This window comes from Streptomyces sp. CB02414 (assembly GCF_001905385.1).
Classification (GTDB): domain Bacteria; phylum Actinomycetota; class Actinomycetes; order Streptomycetales; family Streptomycetaceae; genus Streptomyces.
In genome coordinates, this window is sequence record NZ_LIPF01000005.1 from 209,629 (window position 1) to 226,359 (window position 16,731).

12 protein-coding genes are annotated in these 16,731 nt (G+C 70.7%); all 12 read right to left on the minus strand.

From position 1 onward, the window contains the following. Window positions 1-40: 40 nt before the first annotated feature. On the minus strand, window positions 41-1,645 hold the full coding sequence (locus tag AMK11_RS18030; protein WP_073728332.1) for a glycoside hydrolase family 13 protein: 1,605 nt from the start codon (window positions 1,643-1,645) through the stop codon (window positions 41-43). Between the two features lie 117 nt (window positions 1,646-1,762). Then, window positions 1,763-2,638 (minus strand): carbohydrate ABC transporter permease, encoded by an 876-nt coding sequence (locus AMK11_RS18035; protein WP_073728334.1) that lies wholly within the window; start codon window positions 2,636-2,638, stop codon window positions 1,763-1,765. Between the two features lie 17 nt (window positions 2,639-2,655). Continuing rightward, window positions 2,656-3,615 (minus strand): carbohydrate ABC transporter permease, encoded by a 960-nt coding sequence (locus AMK11_RS18040; RefSeq protein WP_073728336.1) that lies wholly within the window; start codon window positions 3,613-3,615, stop codon window positions 2,656-2,658. A gap of 67 nt (window positions 3,616-3,682) precedes the next feature. Further along, entirely contained in the window at window positions 3,683-5,098 is a 1,416-nt protein-coding gene (locus AMK11_RS18045) for an ABC transporter substrate-binding protein (protein WP_073728338.1), read from the minus strand. A gap of 162 nt (window positions 5,099-5,260) precedes the next feature. Continuing rightward, complete coding sequence (locus AMK11_RS18050; protein ID WP_073728340.1) at window positions 5,261-6,262, minus strand: LacI family DNA-binding transcriptional regulator; 1,002 nt, start codon at window positions 6,260-6,262, stop codon at window positions 5,261-5,263. A gap of 74 nt (window positions 6,263-6,336) precedes the next feature. Beyond that, entirely contained in the window at window positions 6,337-10,626 is a 4,290-nt protein-coding gene (locus AMK11_RS18055) for a discoidin domain-containing protein (RefSeq protein ID WP_073728342.1), read from the minus strand. A gap of 241 nt (window positions 10,627-10,867) precedes the next feature. Next, window positions 10,868-11,878, minus strand: a complete 1,011-nt coding sequence (locus AMK11_RS18060) for a LacI family DNA-binding transcriptional regulator (RefSeq protein ID WP_073728344.1) — start codon at window positions 11,876-11,878, stop codon at window positions 10,868-10,870. Window positions 11,879-11,973: 95 nt separating this feature from the next. Continuing rightward, window positions 11,974-12,960: an endonuclease/exonuclease/phosphatase family protein gene (locus tag AMK11_RS18065; RefSeq protein ID WP_383584633.1), complete on the minus strand. Its 987-nt coding sequence runs from the start codon at window positions 12,958-12,960 to the stop codon at window positions 11,974-11,976. 89 nt (window positions 12,961-13,049) lie between these two features. Continuing rightward, a complete protein-coding gene (locus tag AMK11_RS18070; protein ID WP_073728346.1) occupies window positions 13,050-13,772 on the minus strand; it encodes a FadR/GntR family transcriptional regulator in 723 nt (240 codons plus the stop codon). 72 nt (window positions 13,773-13,844) lie between these two features. Further along, window positions 13,845-14,798 carry a sugar kinase gene (locus AMK11_RS18075; RefSeq protein ID WP_073728348.1) on the minus strand — a complete coding sequence of 318 codons (954 nt, stop codon included), beginning with the start codon at window positions 14,796-14,798 and terminating at the stop codon, window positions 13,845-13,847. Continuing rightward, window positions 14,795-15,436 carry a bifunctional 4-hydroxy-2-oxoglutarate aldolase/2-dehydro-3-deoxy-phosphogluconate aldolase gene (locus AMK11_RS18080; RefSeq protein ID WP_073728350.1) on the minus strand — a complete coding sequence of 214 codons (642 nt, stop codon included), beginning with the start codon at window positions 15,434-15,436 and terminating at the stop codon, window positions 14,795-14,797. The genes AMK11_RS18075 and AMK11_RS18080 overlap by 4 nt, the downstream gene beginning before the upstream one ends. Before the next feature lie 71 nt (window positions 15,437-15,507). Beyond that, window positions 15,508-16,653 carry a galactonate dehydratase gene (dgoD, locus tag AMK11_RS18085; protein ID WP_073728352.1) on the minus strand — a complete coding sequence of 382 codons (1,146 nt, stop codon included), beginning with the start codon at window positions 16,651-16,653 and terminating at the stop codon, window positions 15,508-15,510. Window positions 16,654-16,731: the final 78 nt, after the last annotated feature.

A 16,731-nucleotide genomic window follows, 5' to 3' on the forward strand; every position in this document is an offset into this window, starting at 1 on the left:
ACGGGCGGCGACGGCGGCGCCGTGACGGAGGGGCCTTGCCTCAGGCGCGCAGCCACACCGCCGTGTCCCGCGGCAGCCGGCCGTCCCCGTCCAGGGGCCCGCTGCCGAGCAGGAGCGTGCCGTGTTCCGGCAGGCCGACCGGCCCCGGGGACAGGTTGACGACGCACGTCAGACCGCCTGGACGCCGGAAGGCGAGGACGCCGTCCGGTGCGGGCAGCCAGTCGAACGGACCGTCGCCGAAACCGTCGGTGGTGCGCCGCAGGAGCAGTGCCTCGCGGTACAGGGCGAGCATCGAGGCCGGGTCGGTGCTCTGGCGGTCCGCCGCGTACGACGGCCAGCCCGCCGGCTGCGGCAGCCAGGGCTCCGTCTCGGAGCCGAAACCGCAGTACGGCGCGTCGGCCGACCACGGCAGCGGCACGCGGCAGCCGTCCCGGCCCGGATCGACGCCCCCGGAGCGGTGGTGCATCGGGTCCTGGATGCGGTCGAGCGGGACGTCGGCCTCGGGCAGACCGAGTTCCTCACCCTGGTACAGGTAGACGGACCCGGGCAGGGCCAGCGTCAGCAGCGCGGCGGCCCGGGCGCGCCGCGTCCCGAGCGTGAGGTCGGTGGGCGTGCCGAAGGCCTTCCTGGCGAAGTCGAAGCCGGTGTCCTCGCGGCCGTACCGGGTGACGGTGCGGGTCACGTCGTGGTTGCACAGCACCCATGTGGCGGGGGCGCCGACGGGGGCGTGCTCGGCGAGCGTGTCGTCGATGGTGCGGCGCAGCCGGTCCGCGTCCCAGGGGCAGGACAGGAAGTTGAAGTTGAACGCGGTGTGCAGCTCGTCGGGGCGCAGGTAGCGGGCGAAGCGTTCGGCGTCGGGCAGCCACACCTCGCCGACGAAGACGCCCCCGTACTCGTCGGCGACGGCCCGCCAGGAGCGGTAGATGTCGTGCAGCTCGTCCTGGTCGATGTAGGGGTGCGGGTCGACGCCCTCCTCGAAGTCCGCCAGCGCCGGGTCCTTGGCGAGCAGGGCGGCGGAGTCGATGCGTACGCCCGCGACCCCGCGCTCGAACCAGAAGCGCAGCACGTCCTCGTGCTCCCGGCGCACCTCGGGATGGGCCCAGTTCAGGTCGGGCTGCTCCGGGGTGAACAGGTGGAGGTACCACTCGCCGTCCGGGACCCGGGTCCAGGTGCGGCCGGAGAACTGGGAGGGCCAGTTGTTGGGCGGCAGCTCGCCGTTCTCGCCGCGTCCGGGACGGAAGTGGAAGCGCTTGCGCTCCGCGCTGCCGGGGCCGGCGGCCAGCGCCGCCCGGAACCAGGCGTGCTGGTCGGAGACGTGGTTGGGGACGATGTCGACGATGCTGCGGATGCCCAGCTCCCGGGCCTCGGCGATCAGCTTCTCGGCCTCGCCGAGGGTGCCGAAGGCCGGGTCGATGGTGCGGTAGTCGGCGACGTCGTAGCCGCCGTCGACGAGCGGCGAGACGTACCAGGGGGTGAACCACACGGCGTCCACGCCGAGTTCGGCGAGGTAGGGCAGTCTCGCCCTCACGCCCGCGAGGTCACCGGTGCCGTCGCCGTCGCCGTCGGCGAAACTGCGGGGATACACCTGGTAGATGACGGCGTCGCGCCACCAGTCGGCGGCGCGGTGCGAGTTGGGGGCTGCCACGTGACGGTCCTTTCGGGCAGGGTGGATCTTCGCCGCCGGCCCGGACAGGGCGGGGCGTCGGACGGGCCGGCGGCGAAGGCTGACGGGACGGGCCGGGGGAGGGCGGCGCGGGGCGCCTCAGCCCTTGAGTCCGCCGGCGGTGAGTCCGCTCATGATGTTGCGCTGGAAGATCAGGAAGATGATCAGGGTCGGCAGCGAGGCCATGGTGAGCGCGGCGATCAGCACGTTGACGGGCACACCGTTGGACAGCGAGTAGATGCCGACGTTCAGGGTCTGCTTGGCCGGGTCCGGCAGCGTCAGCATGGGCCAGAGGAAGTCCTTCCAGACGCCCACGATCGCGAAGATGGACACCACGCCGAGGATCGGCCGGGAGATGGGCAGGACGATCGACCACAGGGTGCGCATCGGCGAGGCGCCGTCCATGGACGCGGCGTCCAGCAGCTCCCTCGGGATCGAGTCGAAGAACCGCTTCAGCAGGAAGATGTTGAAGGCGTTGGTCACCGAGGGCAGCCAGATCGCCCACGGAGTGTTCAGCAGGTTGCGTTCGAAGACCGGCACGTCGAGCACCGTCAGGTACTGCGGCACGACCAGCACGGTCGCCGGGATCATCAGCGTCGCCAGCATCATGCCGAGGATGGCCTTGCCGAAGACCGGGCGGAGCTTGGAGAGCGAGTACGCCGCCGCCACGTCCAGCACCAGCTGGAAGGCGAGCGCGCCGAACGCGTAGTACAGCGTGTTGCCCAGCAGACCGGCCAGGTCCATGACGTTCCAGGCCTGCGAGTAGTTGTCCGGCTGGAAGGACTCGGGGATCAGCGTCGGCGGGGTCGCCACCGCTTCCTGGGTGTCCTTGAAGCCGCTGGAGACCATCCAGTACATCGGGCCGAGGAAGACCACGGTGAACACCGTGACGACCAGACCGAACGTCAGCCAGTACAGGCGTTTGCCGCGCGGCCGGGCGAGCTGGGCCGGCGAGATGAGCGTGCGTGTGGACATCGGTGGATTCCCCCGGCCTACTCGGTCTCGGCGCGGTTGAGCTTCACGTACGCCGCCGAGAAGCCGGCGAGCAGTACGAGGAGCAGCAGGCCGAGGGCCGCCGCGGCGCCGTAGTTGTTGAAGTTGAAGGCGTACTGGTAGATCAGGTAGACGACCGTCGTGGTCGAGCCCTCGGGGCCGGCGCCGCCGGTGAGCAGGAAGGGTTCCACGAAGACCTGCATGGTGGCGATGATCTGCATCAGCAGCAGCAGCGACAGGATCAGCCGCGTCTGCGGGATCGTCACGTGCCAGATCTTCCGGAAGAGCCCGGCCCCGTCCAGCTCCGCCGCCTCGTAGAGCTCGCCGGGGATGCCCTGGAGCGCGGCGAGGTAGATGAGGGCCGCGCCGCCCATGTTCATCCAGGTCGACGCGATCACCACGGAGAGCATGGAGAGGTCGGGATCCTGCAGCCACTGCTGCTCGGGCAGGCCCACGGTGCTGAACAACTCGTTGAGCAGGCCGTAGCCGGGGTCGTACAGGTACTTGAAGAGCAGGACGGCGGCGACCGGCGGCAGCATCACCGGCAGGTACACCAGCAGCCGCAGGTAGCCCTTGCCGTGCCTCAGTTCGTTGATGACGAGCGCGACGACGAACGGCACCGCGAAGCCGAAGACCAGGGCCAGCACGGTGAACAGCAGGGTGTTGCGCCAGGCCTGCCAGAAGGCCGGGTCGTTGAAGACCGTGCGCAGGTTGTCCAGGCCGACCCAGGAGACCTCGCCCTGGTCCGTCTTCTGGAAGGCGAGGAAGAACTCCCGGACCATCGGGTACCAGGAGAAGAAGGCGAAGCAGAGGACCGCGCCGATCAGGAAGCCGTGTGCGGTGATGTTGCGCTTCAGGCTCCGGGCGAAGGACCCGCCGGGCGGGGGCGGGCCGTCCGGCGGCGGCTGGGCGTGGCGGGCTCTCGCCGCCTTGCTCGGGGTGAGGCTGGGGGCCGACATCGTCACTCCTGGGTACTGATCTCATGGGCCCCGGGGGGCGGTGCGGCCCGCCCCCCGAGGGAGCCGGTCACTGCGTGGCCAGAACCTGGTCGACCTGCTGCTCGGCCGTGTCGAGCAACTTGTCGATGTCGGCGTCCTCGTTGGTCAGGATGCCGGACATCACGTTGTCCAGGACCTTGTAGACCTCCTGCGCCTTCGGCGGCTCGGCCTTGCCCGGGACCGGGGAGTCCATGAACGGCTTGAAGTTCTCGACCGGCATGGTGGCGTGCTCGATGCGCGCCGCGTCGTCCTTCTTCTTCGACTCGTTCAGCCAGAAGTTGGGCTGCGGGAGGCCCACCGGCAGGTCGTCCTTCTTCTTGCGCTCCCAGTTGAACTGGCCCTGTCCGACGGTGAGGTTCTTGAAGTTCAGCCAGGCGACGGCCGCCTTTATCTTGTCGGGGGAGATGCCCTTCTTGATCATGTAGCTGTTGCCGCCGGCGAGGGTGTTCTTCCCGCCGGGGATCGGCGCCATCCCGAAGTTCTCGTAGTCGGCGCCGAGCTGCTGCACCATGTACGTGATGTCGTCGGGAGCGGCGAGGAACATGCCGAGCTTGTCGGTGGCGATCTGCTTCTGCAGGTCGCCCCACTTGAGCAGCTGGGTCTTGCCCATGCTGTCGTCCTCCCAGCGCATCGCGTGGAGGTTCTCGGCGACCTGCTTGCCCAGTTCGTCGTTGAAAGCCGCCTTCCTGCCGCTCGCGTCGACGACGTCGCCGCCGAGGCTGTACATCTGCGCGGTGAAGTGCCAGCCGCCGGTGTTGCCGGCGCTGTACTCGCCGAAGCCGGCGATGCCTTCGCCCAGGTCGGAGATCTTCTCGGCGGCGGTGCGGACCTCGTCCCAGGTGCGCGGCGGGTTGTCCGGGTCGAGACCGGCCTGCTCGAAGAGCTTGCGGTTGATCAGCAGGCCCATCGTGTAGTTGCTCTCCGGCAGGCCGTACAGCTTGTCCTCGTGCTTGAGCTGGCCGAGGACGTTCGGGTCGATGTCCTTGAGGGCCGGTACCGTCTTCTCGTTGACGTACGCGGTGATGTCCTCGGCACCGTCGTGGTCCAGTACCTGCGCCAGGTCGGTGAAGTACGTGAAGAAGACGTCGGGCTGCGACTTGGCCTTCAGCATCGCCGTGAAGCGCGGCGGTTCCAGGCACTGGCCCGGCGTGGAGCGGCCGTCGATGGTGACGTTCGGGTAGATCTTGTTGAACGCCTTGACGTCCTCCTTCCACTCCTTCAGCTCGGCCGCTTTGGCGGCCGGGGGCATGCAGTCCATGGTGATGGTCACCTTGGTCTTCGGGTCCAGCGGAGCGGCCGGGTCGGAGGACCCGCTCCCGCCTTCGGAACCGCCGCCGTCGTCGCTGCTGCTCGTGCCGCAGGCGGCCAGAGCGGTCAGCGTGAGGGCGGAGACGAGCGTGATGGCGCCGGCACGACGGGTACGGCGGAACCGAGCACTTCTCATGGGTGGTCCCCTTCGGGCATGAACGTGGAAGGCGCCCCACCGCCGATGCGTTGTGGGGCGCCGCACACTCAACCACCGTGAACAAGTGAACGCAATATCTCGCGCTGATTTCGTAATTGCTCGACAGTCTGTCGTAGATGTTGGGAGACGGTTGAGGGCCGGTTACTTGGCGGCCGCCTGTGCGGTGGAGCCGCGGACGACGAGTTCCGGTTCGAAGAGCAGCTCCCGGTGCGGTACTTCGGTGCCTTGGATCTGGGCGCAGAGGAGGTCGACGGCGGCGCGTCCCATGGCCTCGATGGGCTGGCGGACGGTGGTGAGGGGTGGTTCGGTGCAGGTCATGAAGGCGGAGTCGTCGTAGCCGACGACGGAGATGTCGTGGGGTACGGCCAGTCCGCGGCGGCGGGCGGAGCGTACGGCGCCGAGGGCGAGGGGGTCGCTGGCGCAGATGATGCCGGTGACGCCGCGGTCGATGAGGCGGGAGGCGGCTGCCTGGCCGCCCTCCAGGGAGAACATCGACCGCTCCACGAACTCCTCGGCCACCGAGCCGCCCGCCGCCTGTACGGCGGCCTGGAGCCTGCGCAGGGAGGGGATGTGGTCGCCCGGGCCCAGCACCAGGCCGATGCGTTCGTGCCCGAGCGAGACCAGGTGTCGCCAGGACTGCTCGACGGCCACGGCGTCGTCGCAGGCGATGCACGGGAAGTCGAGGTCCGGAATGGAGGCGTTGATCAGGACGACCGGGATGTTGCGCTCCGCGAGGAGCCGGTAGTGGTCGTGCGGGGCGTCGGCCTGGGCGAAAAGCCCGCCGGCGAAGACGACGCCCGACACCTGCTGCTGGAGCAGCAGCTCGACGTAGTCCGCCTCGGAGACGCCGCCCTTGGTCTGCGTGCACAGCACCGGCGTCAGTCCCTGCTGGGCCAGCGCACCGCCGATGACCTCGGCGAACGCCGGGAAGATCGGGTTCTGCAGCTCGGGCAGGACCAGCCCCACCAGACGCGCCCGCTCGCCCCGCAGCTGGGTCGGCCGCTCGTAGCCCAGCACGTCCAACGCGCTCAGCACGGACTGCCGGGTCGCCTCCGAAACCCCCGGTTTGTCGTTGAGGACCCGGCTGACCGTGGCCTCGCTGACCCCAACCTTCTTCGCTACTTGAGCAAGTCGTCGCGTCACATACGCAAGACTAGCGCAAGCCTCGCAAGAGACTTGCGCCAGTCGTCGACCTGTCCGACAAGGTCAGGGCAGGTCTAGGGGTTGCGGATGATCTTGAAGGTGGACGTTGTGTTCCTGATGTCCACGGCGTTGTCCTCGAGCGTCAGGTTGTTGAAGACGACCTCGCCGACCGCCGGACCTTCTCCGGCCTCCGGCATCTCGTTGGCCCACAGTCCGAAGCCGGACTTGGCGTCGAACGCGTCACCGCTCTTGCGCGCCCCGGAGATCGTGACGTCGGTGAAGACCGTGTCCTTGATCGGGTACTGCTGCTGGCCTCCCACGTAGTCCGTCTGGAACATGATGCCGCTGTAGGTCGGGTCGACGATGTCCACGTTGTTGACCCGGATGCCCTGGAACACCTCGGACGCCGAGAACACCCAGATGCCCGGGAAGGTCTGGTTGCCCCAGAAGTGCCCGCCGGCCCGGACGATCGAGATGTTCTCGAAGGTCGTCGGATCGGTGCCGAAGCCGTTCATCGGGTAGCCGAAGTCCAGCGAGCTGATGGTGATGCCGGAGTAGACCAGGGTGTCGGCGATGTGGATGTTGCGGAAGGTGTTGTTGTAGCCGCCGTAGACGGCCAGCCCCGCCGCGCGCCAGGTCAGTGTCGACGTCAGGTTCTCGTAGAGGTTGTTCTTCATGTCCGCGCCGCCCGCGTCGATCGCCGAGAAGAGCGCGAAACTGTCGTCACCGGTGGCCCGGGCGTCGTTGTTGGAGACGAGGTTGTCGGTCGAGCCGTTGGTCATGTTGACGGCGTCGGCGAACGTGTTGCGGATCCGGGAGTTCTTGATCGTGACCCGGTCCGTGTTGGCGCCCCAGTACAGGCACACCATGTGCTCGTTCCAGATGTTGTCGATCACGATGTCCGACACATTGGAGAAGTCGAACACCTTGCCCGGCCCGTCGATACGGGTGGTGTAGTTGCCGAAGTAGGCGAAGTTCGCGAACGACGAACCCTTCGCGCTCGCGTCGGCCCGGAAGCCGACGTCGGTGTTGTCCTGCGTCGTGGGCGCGTGGAACTGCGTGAACCACGGCCCCGCGCCGACCACCTGGACCGCCTTGCCGTACACCTGGAACTTGCTCGACGTCTGATAGTCGCCGGGCGGCAGGTACACGCCGACGAGCTCGCCCGTGGAGTCCATGCGGACCCGGTCGAGCGCGTTCTGCACGTCCTGGTGCGTGAATCCGGCGGGCACCGCGTACGCCGCCGGGTCCGGGTTGGGCACCGGCGCGACCTGCTCCAGGTTGACGAAGTCGATCGCGTAGTCGGTGCTGTTCGCGGCGTCCTTCTGCAACCGGATCCTGCTCCCCGCCGGGACGGTCTCGCCCAGCATGATGTGCGCCTCGTCGTAGATGTGCCGCGGTGCGCCCGCGCTCGGCGAGTTGCCGGGGGAGGCCTCGGCGCCGTACAGCCAGGCGTACTTCGAGGTGAGCGGCAGCGCCTTCTTCATGACGCCGTCGACGTACACGTTGATCGTGGAGTCGATGCCCCCGCCGCCCGGGGCGTCCGGGATCGAGAAGCGGGTCACCAGGGTGTTGGTCTCGGCCCGGGTGGTGAACTCGACGTACTCACCGGTCTCGTCGAGGTGCACGGCCTTGCGCCCGGACGCCTCTCCCGCGATGTCGCCGATGGTCCGGTTGGGACCGACCACCTGCGCGCCGCCGCCGGCCGTCCCGTCCTCCGCCTCGTACATGTCGTACGGCATGCTGGCGCCGCGCCCGACGAACAGCGGCTGCGTGGAGGTGTTGTTCTCCCGCTTGACCGGCAGCTCGTTCGCGTCGGCGGCGACCTCGACCTTCAGGGTGTACGAGCCGTTGGCGGCCTTCCAGGTGCCGAGGCTCACCGCGGGGCTGGTCGAACCGGCGGCGATGACACCGTCGTGCGCGCCGGTCAGTGTCTTGACGGTGGCGCCCTTGGAGTCGAGGAGGCCGATCCTCACCTCGTGGCTGCCGCCCGCCGAGTCCTGGGTGCCCTGGTTCCTCAGCGCGACCTTGAAGGTGACGTCGTCACCGGCGGCCGGGCTGGAGGGGGACGTGGTGACCGCGGCGGCCACCAGGTCGGAGCTCTGCACCGGTTCGACCACCAGCGGCTCGGGCCGCGTGTAGGTGTTGTTGGTCTCGTTCTGCTCGGTGATCTCGTCCGCCGCGTCGGCGACCGCGCTCAGTTCGTACGACCCGGCGTCGCGGGCCCCGACGGAGGCGTCGACCGTGGCCTGCTCGCCCGCTTCGAGCGCGCCCACCTCGGCGGTGGCGACCTCGGTGCCGCCCAGGCGCAGGGCGACCTCGCTCGCCGGGGCGTCGGCCGCACCGCTGTTGCGGACGGTGGCGGACACGGTGATCTCGTCCGACTCCACCGGCGAGGCGGGCGAGGTGGTCAGCTTCGTCACCTCCACATCGGGGTTGGGCGCGGGTGTGCCGATCACCTGGAACTCGGCGAGCTGCCCGGCCGTCGCCCCGCTGTTGGCGGTGAACCTGAGCCGCACGTCGGCGACCCGCTCACCGACCGGAACGGACACGCTGTTGCCGCCGCTCGCCGGGTCGAAGACGTAGTCCTTCGCGTCGACGAGGCCGGTGAAGCCGGACGCGTCCTGCTCGCGGCCGAGCACCTCGATGCGCTGGGTGCGCTTCGACCAGCTGGTGCCGGGGTTGAGCTTGAGGACGACGCGGTCGACGTCCGCGTTGGCGCCCAGTTTCAGGGTGAGCGTGTTCGGGTAGCTGCCCGCGGCGCCCTCCCAGTAGGTGGACGTGTCGTTGTCGTTGGCGTTCTCGGCGACGTAGGTGTGGATGACGGAGGAGGCGCTGATCGCCTTGCCGACGGCCATGTTGGAGCCGTCCCCGCTGCCGGTGCGGGTCACGGAGTTGCTGTCGCCCGACTGGTTGCCGGCCGCGTCCTTCGCCCGCACGAAGTAGGTCACGTCGGCGGACGCGGGCTGGGTGTCGGTGTAGGTGGTCACGTCACCGGCGACGCTCTCGCGCAGCTGCTTGTTGGCGTAGACGTCGTATGCGGTGACGCCCTCGTTGTCGGTGGAGGCGTCCCAGGTCAGCTTGATCTGTCCGGTGGACGGCTCGGTGAGGGCGAGGTTCGCGGGCGCGGTGGGCGCCTGGGTGTCGCCGGTGTCCGCGCGGCGGGTCACGGAGTTGCTGTCGGCCGACTGGTTGCCGGCCGCGTCCTTGGCCCGCACGAAGTAGGTGACGGTTGTGCCGGCCGGCCGGGTGTCGGTGTACGTGGTGACGTCGCCGGCGACCGAGGTCAGCAGGTCGCCGTTGGCGTAGATGTCGTAGCCGGTGACGGCCGTGTCGTCGGTGGCCGCCTCCCAGGTCAGCCTGATCTGACCGGTGGCGGGCTCGGTGAGGGCGAGGTCCGCCGGTGCGCTCGGGGCCTGGGTGTCACCGGTCGCCGGGCCGTAGACCTCCAGCTCGGAGACCTGGGCGGCCGGATGGCCGGTGTTGGCCGTCACCAGGACACGCACGTAGCGCGTGGTGGCGGCGTCGAAGGTGATGGTGGCCGACTGCCCGCCCGCCGCGTCGAAGGCGTAGGCCTTGGCGGCGGTCAGGTCGGTGAAGTCCTCGCCGTTGTCGCTCGCCTGGATCTTCAGGGTCTGGCTGCGGTCCGGCCAGCCGTCCGGCAGTCGCAGCACGACGCGGTCGATGCGGCGGGAGAAGCCGAGGTCGGCCTGGAGCCACTGCGGCAGGGCGTTGTTGGCGCTCTCCCAGTAGGTGGCCTTGTTGGCGTCGTTGCCGTTGCCGGGGGTGTACTGCCCGGTGGAGCTGCTCGCCGTCAGCGTGCGTCCGGCGGCGAGGTTCGCGGACGACTCCCCGGCCGCGTGGACCTCCAGCTCGGAGAGCTGGGCCGCCTGCCACCCGGTGTTCGCGGTGACGTTGATCCGCACGTAGCGCGTCTGGGTGGCGGGGAAGCTCACGGCGACCGTGTTGCCCGACCCCGGGCTGAAGGTGTACGTGGCCGAGCTCTTCAGCGTGCTGAAGCTGGTGCCGTCCGCGCTGCCCTGCACGGAGAGCGTCTGGTCGCGGCTCTCCCAGCCGGCGGGCAGCCGCAGGACGACCTCGTCGATCCGCTCGGTGGCACCGAGGTCGGTCTGCACCCACTGGGGGAGGCTGCCGCCGCCGCTCTGCCAGTACGAACCCTGGTTCCCATCCGTGATGTTGGCGGCGCCGTACTCGCCGTGCGAGCTGCTCGCCGCCGTAGGGTCCCCCACGGCGATGTTGGGGCCACCGGCTGCCGTGGCCGACAGCAGTGGACCTCCCAACGCCAGGAGACTGGTCGCGACCACCGTGCACAGGGCACGTGATCTCCAGTTCCGGATTCTCATCTGTCCCCGATCTCCGCCTCGGTTCTCTGTCATTTACGTTGAGCGCTCAGAGAGTTGCAGAGAATTGTTGAGTCGTCCACGGCTGAAGCAGCGGAAATTGGCACGCGTGTAACCGCGGTGAGCCCCGCGGGGCAGGGGAGGAGGCTGGAGCGAGCCTCGGATCAGGGGCTTTCGTGGGCTACGTCGGACAGCCGCAAGCCACTGTCAGGTACCGCAAGAACTTGCGTAAGACGTCGTGCCGCTACTCGGCGGAGGCCTGTGCGGTGGAGCCGCGGACGACGAGTTCCGGTTCGAAGAGCAGTTCACCGTGCGGTACTTCGGTGCCCTGGATCTGGGCGCAGAGGAGGTCGACGGCGGCGCGTCCCATGGCCTCGATGGGCTGGCGGACGGTGGTGAGGGGTGGTTCGGTGCAGGTCATGAAGGCGGAGTCGTCGTAGCCGACGACGGAGATGTCGTGGGGTACGGCCAGTCCGCGGCGGCGGGCGGCGCGTACGGTGCCGAGGGCGAGGGGGTCGCTGGCGCAGATGATGCCGGTGACGCCGCGGTCGATGAGGCGGGAGGCGGCTGCCTGGCCGCCCTCCAGGGAGAACATCGACCGCTCCACGAACTCCTCGGGCAGGTCGGCGTTCACGGCGCCGGCCGCCTCCCGAGCGGCGGCCAGCTTCCGGCGGGAGGGGATGTGGTCCGAGGGGCCGAGGACCAGGCCGATGCGTTCGTGCCCGAGGGAGACCAGGTGCCGCCAGGACTGCTCGACGGCCACGGCGTCGTCGCAGGCGATGCACGGGAAGTCGAGGTTCTCGATCGACGCGTTGATCAGGACGACCGGGATGTTGCGCTCCGCGAGGAGCCGGTAGTGGTCGTGCGGGGCGTCGGCCTGCGCGAACAGCCCGCCGGCGAAGACGACCCCGGACACCTGCTGCTGGAGCAGCAACTCGACGTAGTCCGCCTCGGAGACGCCGCCCTTGGTCTGCGTGCACAGCACCGGCGTCAGCCCCTGCTGCGCCAGCGCACCGCCGATGACCTCGGCGAACGCCGGGAAGATCGGGTTCTGCAGCTCGGGCAGGACCAGCCCCACCAGACGCGCCCGCTCGCCCCGCAGCTGGGTCGGCCGCTCGTAGCCCAGCACGTCCAACGCGCTCAGCACGGACTGCCGGGTCGCCTCCGAAACCCCGGGCTTGCCGTTGAGGACCCGGCTGACCGTGGCCTCGCTGACCCCAACCTTCTTCGCCACCTGAGCAAGTCGTCGCGTCACAGCGAAAGGCTAACGCAAGCCCCGCAAGCGGCTTGCTCTCGTGCCGGATTGCGGCCGTTGCGCCCGGCAGGTGAAACGTGTGGGCGTATGCGCCTTCAGTCCAGCGTGATCCGCGCGGCGACCGGAAGGTGGTCGCTGCCGGTGGCGGGCAGGGTGCGGATGTGGCCGACGGTCGCGGAGCGGGCCATGACCTGGTCGATCCGGGCCACCGGGAAGGCGGCGGGGAAGCTGAACGCGACGCCCCGCTCGGCGACGTCCAGCCGCGTGGTCAGCGGGTCGAGGGCGCGGTCGTCGACCGTGCCGTTGAGGTCGCCCAGCAGCACCACCCGGCGCAGCTCCTCGGCCGCGACGGCATCGCCCAGCAGCCCGGCGCTCTCGTCCCGCCAGTCCGATGCCAGGCCGCTCGCGCCGACGCGGACGGAGGGCAGGTGCGCGACGTACACCGCGATCTCGCCGTGCGGTGTGCGGGCCACCGTCCGCAGGCCCCGGTTCCACTCCTCCGTGATGCCGGGCGGTTTGATGTCGAGCGGCCGGGCGTCGGTGAGCGGGTGCTTCGACCAGAGCCCGACGGTGCCCTGGACCGTCCGGTACGGGTAGTCGGCGGCCAGGGTCCGCGTGTACACGTCGAGCGCCGGGGGGACCAGCTCCTGGAGGGCGATGAGGTCGGGTTCCGCGCCGGCCAGGGCGCGGGCGGTGCCCGCGGGGTCGTCGTTCTCGTCGCTGACGTTGTGCTGGACCACGAGCAGGTCGTCGGCGCGGGCCTCGGGCGCGGGCAGCAGCAGCGGACCGAAGAGGTACGTCCAGGCGGCGACCGGCAGCAGGAGGGCCACCAGCGCGAGCGCCGACCGGCGTACCAGCGCCAGGACGAGCAGCAGCACGACCACCGCACCGAGCCACGGCAGGAATGTCTCCAGCAGACTGCCCAGCCCGAGCACCGCGTTGGGGACCGCGCCGTGGAACACGAGCAGGGCGGCCGTCAGCACGGCGGCCGCCGTGACCACGCGGCCCCGCGACCGGGCCGGCCGGCCCGCCCGGGAGGCCCGACTCCGCACCCGTGCCGCCAGGCCCCGTGCCCGCGCCATCGGCCCCGGTCGCGGCCGTGTCTCCGCCTGCTCCACCATGCCTCTTCCGTCCACTCGTCCTCGCACGTCAGGACGAGTGGCCCAGTGGATCAGTTCCCGTCGGTGTCGTTCCGCGGGCCGCGCGTGAGGTGGTCGTGGTCCGCCGCGGCCTTGGCGAGCAGGGCCAGCATCGCGGACTCGGCCCGTGCCGGGTCCCGGTCCCGGACGGCGTCCAGGACCGCGCGGTGGCTCGGGACCGGGTCGTCGGCGTCCTCGTGGGCGTGGACCAGCCGGTCGCGTTCCCTGAGCCCCGGCTCCAGGAGCATGTCCATCCTGCGCAGCAGTTCGTTGCCGGTGGCGGCCAGCAGGGCCAGGTGGAACGCGGCGTCCGCCTCGGCGGCAGCGGCGGGGCCCAGGCCGGTCCGCCCCATGGCGCCGAGGGCGCTCTCCAGGGCCGCCAGGTCCGCATCCGTACGGTGCAGGGCGGCCCGGCGCGCGGCGGCGGGCTCGACAATGGACCGTACGTCGGCGAGGTCGCGCAGCAGCGGGCCGACGTCGCCGGTCTCCATCCGCCAGCGGATCACGTCGGCGTCGAGGAGGTTCCAGTGGGCACGCTCCCGGACGAAGGTGCCGCGCTTCTGCCGGGCGTCGGTCAGTCCCTTGCCCGCCAGTACCTTCAGCGCCTCCCGCATCACCGTCAGGCTCACGTCCAGCTCCGCCCCGAGCGCGCCGATGTCGAGGATCTCGCCCTCGGCGATCTCGCCGCCCACGATGCGCGCGCCGAGCCGGTGCACGACCTGTCCGTGCACGCCGCGGCCGGAGTAGGACGCCATGCGGTTCTCCTGGGGGTGACTCGTGGGTGAAGCGGTTCGCGGGGTCGCGCGCCGGACAGGCCCTGGGTGCGCTCAGCGTATGGCGCCGCCCGGCGGGGCGTTGAGCACGGCCAGTTCGTCGCGGTGCGGCAGACCCTCCCAGTCACCCCGGGTGGCGACCGCGAAGGCGCCGGCGGTGACCGCGCGACCCAGGCGGTCGGCCGGTGCGAGTCCGTCCAGCAGCCCCGAGAGGTAACCGGCGCAGAAGGCGTCCCCGGCACCGACCGTGTCCACCACCGGCACGCGCGGCGCGGGCTGCTCCAGACGCTGCCCATCGGCGCCGTACAGTCCGGCACCGTCGCCGCCCCGTTTGACGACCACTTCGCGCGCTCCGGCGGCCAGCGCCTGGGCCACCCGCCCGGCTTCGTCGGAGTCGTCGTCCCCGGCGATCAGGGGCAGTTCGTCGTCGGAGGCGATCACGACGTCGACGCTGCCGCGCAGCCGGCGCAGGGCGGCCGCCGCTTCCTCGGCGCTCCACAGCCGGGCCCGGTGATTGACGTCCAGGACCACCGTCCAGCCGTGTGCGCGTGCGTGGGCGACCGCCTCGGTCACCGTCGCGAGCGGGCCGGGTCCCAGCGCACAGGTGATGCCGGTGACGTGCAGGACGCGGGCGCCCTCCGCCAGGGCCGCGGTGAGGTGCTCGGGCCGCTGCCGGGAGGCGGCGGACCCGGTGCGCCAGTAGTGCACGCGGGCCACGTCGCCGACGAGGCGTTCCCGCATCAGGGCACCCGTCGGTGCCTCGGGGTCGGTGGTGGCATTCCGCACGTCGACGCCCTCGCCGCGCAGGGTCCGCAGGGCCAGGCGGGCCGGTTCGTCCGCGCCCAGGCGGCCCGCCCAGGCGACGCGGTGGCCGAGGCGGGCCAGTCCGACGGCGACGTTCGACTCGGCGCCGGCCACGGCGGTGCGGGCCGGTGCTCCGGTGCTCAGCGGGCCTTCGGTCTGCAGGGACAGCATCGTCTCGCCGAAGGTCAGGACGTCGGCCGTCATGCGGCGTCCTCCGCCCGGCACACCGAACGGAACCGGCGGGCCCGCTCGCGCAGCCCGTCCAGGTCGCCGCCGTGCGCGGCGTCGCCGACCAGGGGCGACCCGACACCGACCGCGAGGGCCCCCGCCGCGAAGTACTCCGGCACGAGGTCCGCGTCCACCCCGCCGACCGGCACCAACGGCATGTCGGGGAACGGGTCCTTCAGGGCCCGGAGATAGGCCGGTCCGCCCAGCGAGGCGGGGAAGAGCTTGACCGCGGTGGCGCCCGCGGCCATGACGGCGACCGCCTCCGTGGGGGTCAGGGCGCCCGCCACCACGGGCACCCCCTGCCTAGCCGCGTCGGCGACCACGTCACCGCCTGACGGAGTGACCACCCACGTGGCGCCGGTGTCCAGGACCCGCCGCAGACCGTCCGGCGTGACGACCGTGCCGGCGCCGACGAACGCGTCCGCGCCGACCTCGCGGACGGCCCTGGCGATCACACCGCAGGCGTCCTCGGTGTTGAGGGAGACCTCGACCAGGCCGACGCCCTCCTCGACGAGCGTGAGCACGGTGCGCAGGGCGGCGTCCGCCGAGCGCCCGCGCACGATGGCGGCGAGCCGGTCCCGGCCCAGCCGGGTGGTGAAGTCGGTGAGTTCCATGGAAGGGCTCCGGTGCGAGATGTGGGCTGCGGGAACGGTCACTGGGGCGGTACGACGTCCGGCGGGGCTGCTCACCACTCGGCGAACGAGCCGTCCGGATGCCGCCACACGGGCCCCCGCCAGTCCGGGACGCTGCCGTCGGCCGCCCGTACGGCACGCTCGTCGACTTCGATGCCGAGGCCCGGCGCGGTGGGCCGCAGGAAACACCCGTCGTGGAAGCGGAACACCTCCGGGTCGACGACGTAGTCGAGGACCTCGGCACCCCGGTTGTAGTGGATGCCGATGCTCTGCTCCTGGATGAGGAAGTTCGGGGTGCTGAACGCGATCTGCAGGCTGGACGCCAGGGAGACCGGGCCGAGGGGGCAGTGCGGTGCGACCGGGACGTCGAAGGTCTCCGCGAGCGCGGCGATGCGGCGCACCTCGGAGATCCCGCCCGCGTGGGAGAGGTCGGGCTGCAGGACGGCGAACCCGGCCTGGAGGGCCGGCAGCACGTCGGTGCGGGAGTACAGGCGCTCGCCGGTGGCGAGGGGCACCGGTGAGGCGGTCACCAGGTCACCCAGCAGGTGGGTGTACTCCGGCAGCGTCGTCTCCTCGGCGAAGAGCGGGTTGAAGGGCGCCAGGAGCGGCAGCACCTTGCGCGCGTTGGCCACCGTGAAACGCCCGTGGAAGTCGACCGCGAAGTCCCGGTCGGGACCCAGTACCTCCCGTGCCGCGGCCGCCCGCCCCACCAGGTCGTCGATGTCGCGGGTCGTCGCCAGGCGGTTCATCCTGCCGCACGCGTTCATCTTGACCGCGGTGAAGCCGGCCTCCACCTGGGCGGCGACGGCGTCCGCGACCTCGGCGGGCTCGTCGCCGCCCACCCAGCTGTAGGCGCGCACGCGATCGCGCACCGGGCCGCCGAGCAGTACGTGGACGGGGACGCCGTACCTCTTGCCCGCGATGTCCCACAGGGCCTGGTCGAGTCCCGCGACGGCGCTGGAGAGCACCGGGCCGCCCCGGTAGAAAGAGCCCTTCGTCATCACCTGCCAGTGGTCCTCGATGCGCGACGGGTCCTGGCCGATGAGCAGTTCGGCCAGTTCGTGCACCGCGGTGCGTACGGTCGCCGCCCGCCCCTCGACGACGGGCTCGCCCCAGCCGACGACGCCCTCGTCGGTCTCCACCCGGCACAGCAGCCACCGGGGCGGTACGGCGAAGGTCTCGACGCGGGTGATCTTCAAGGGGGCCTCCCGGCTCGGCACTCGGACCAGCGCCCAAATTAAATATGAATTTATGAATCACGCCAAGGGTTCCTCCGG

What these genes read in the sequence shown, in the direction of transcription:
- AMK11_RS18035 (WP_073728334.1), bottom strand. Translation starts at nt 2,638, where the DNA reads ATGTCCACACGCACGCTCATCTCGCCGGCCCAGCTCGCCCGGCCGCGC.
- AMK11_RS18040 (WP_073728336.1), bottom strand. Translation starts at nt 3,615, where the DNA reads ATGTCGGCCCCCAGCCTCACCCCGAGCAAGGCGGCGAGAGCCCGCCAC.
- AMK11_RS18045 (WP_073728338.1), bottom strand. Translation starts at nt 5,098, where the DNA reads ATGAGAAGTGCTCGGTTCCGCCGTACCCGTCGTGCCGGCGCCATCACG.
- AMK11_RS18055 (WP_073728342.1), bottom strand. Translation starts at nt 10,626, where the DNA reads ATGAGAATCCGGAACTGGAGATCACGTGCCCTGTGCACGGTGGTCGCG.
- AMK11_RS18065 (WP_383584633.1), bottom strand. Translation starts at nt 12,960, where the DNA reads ATGGCGCGGGCACGGGGCCTGGCGGCACGGGTGCGGAGTCGGGCCTCC.
- AMK11_RS18070 (WP_073728346.1), bottom strand. Translation starts at nt 13,772, where the DNA reads ATGGCGTCCTACTCCGGCCGCGGCGTGCACGGACAGGTCGTGCACCGG.
- AMK11_RS18075 (WP_073728348.1), bottom strand. Translation starts at nt 14,798, where the DNA reads ATGACGGCCGACGTCCTGACCTTCGGCGAGACGATGCTGTCCCTGCAG.
- AMK11_RS18080 (WP_073728350.1), bottom strand. Translation starts at nt 15,436, where the DNA reads ATGGAACTCACCGACTTCACCACCCGGCTGGGCCGGGACCGGCTCGCC.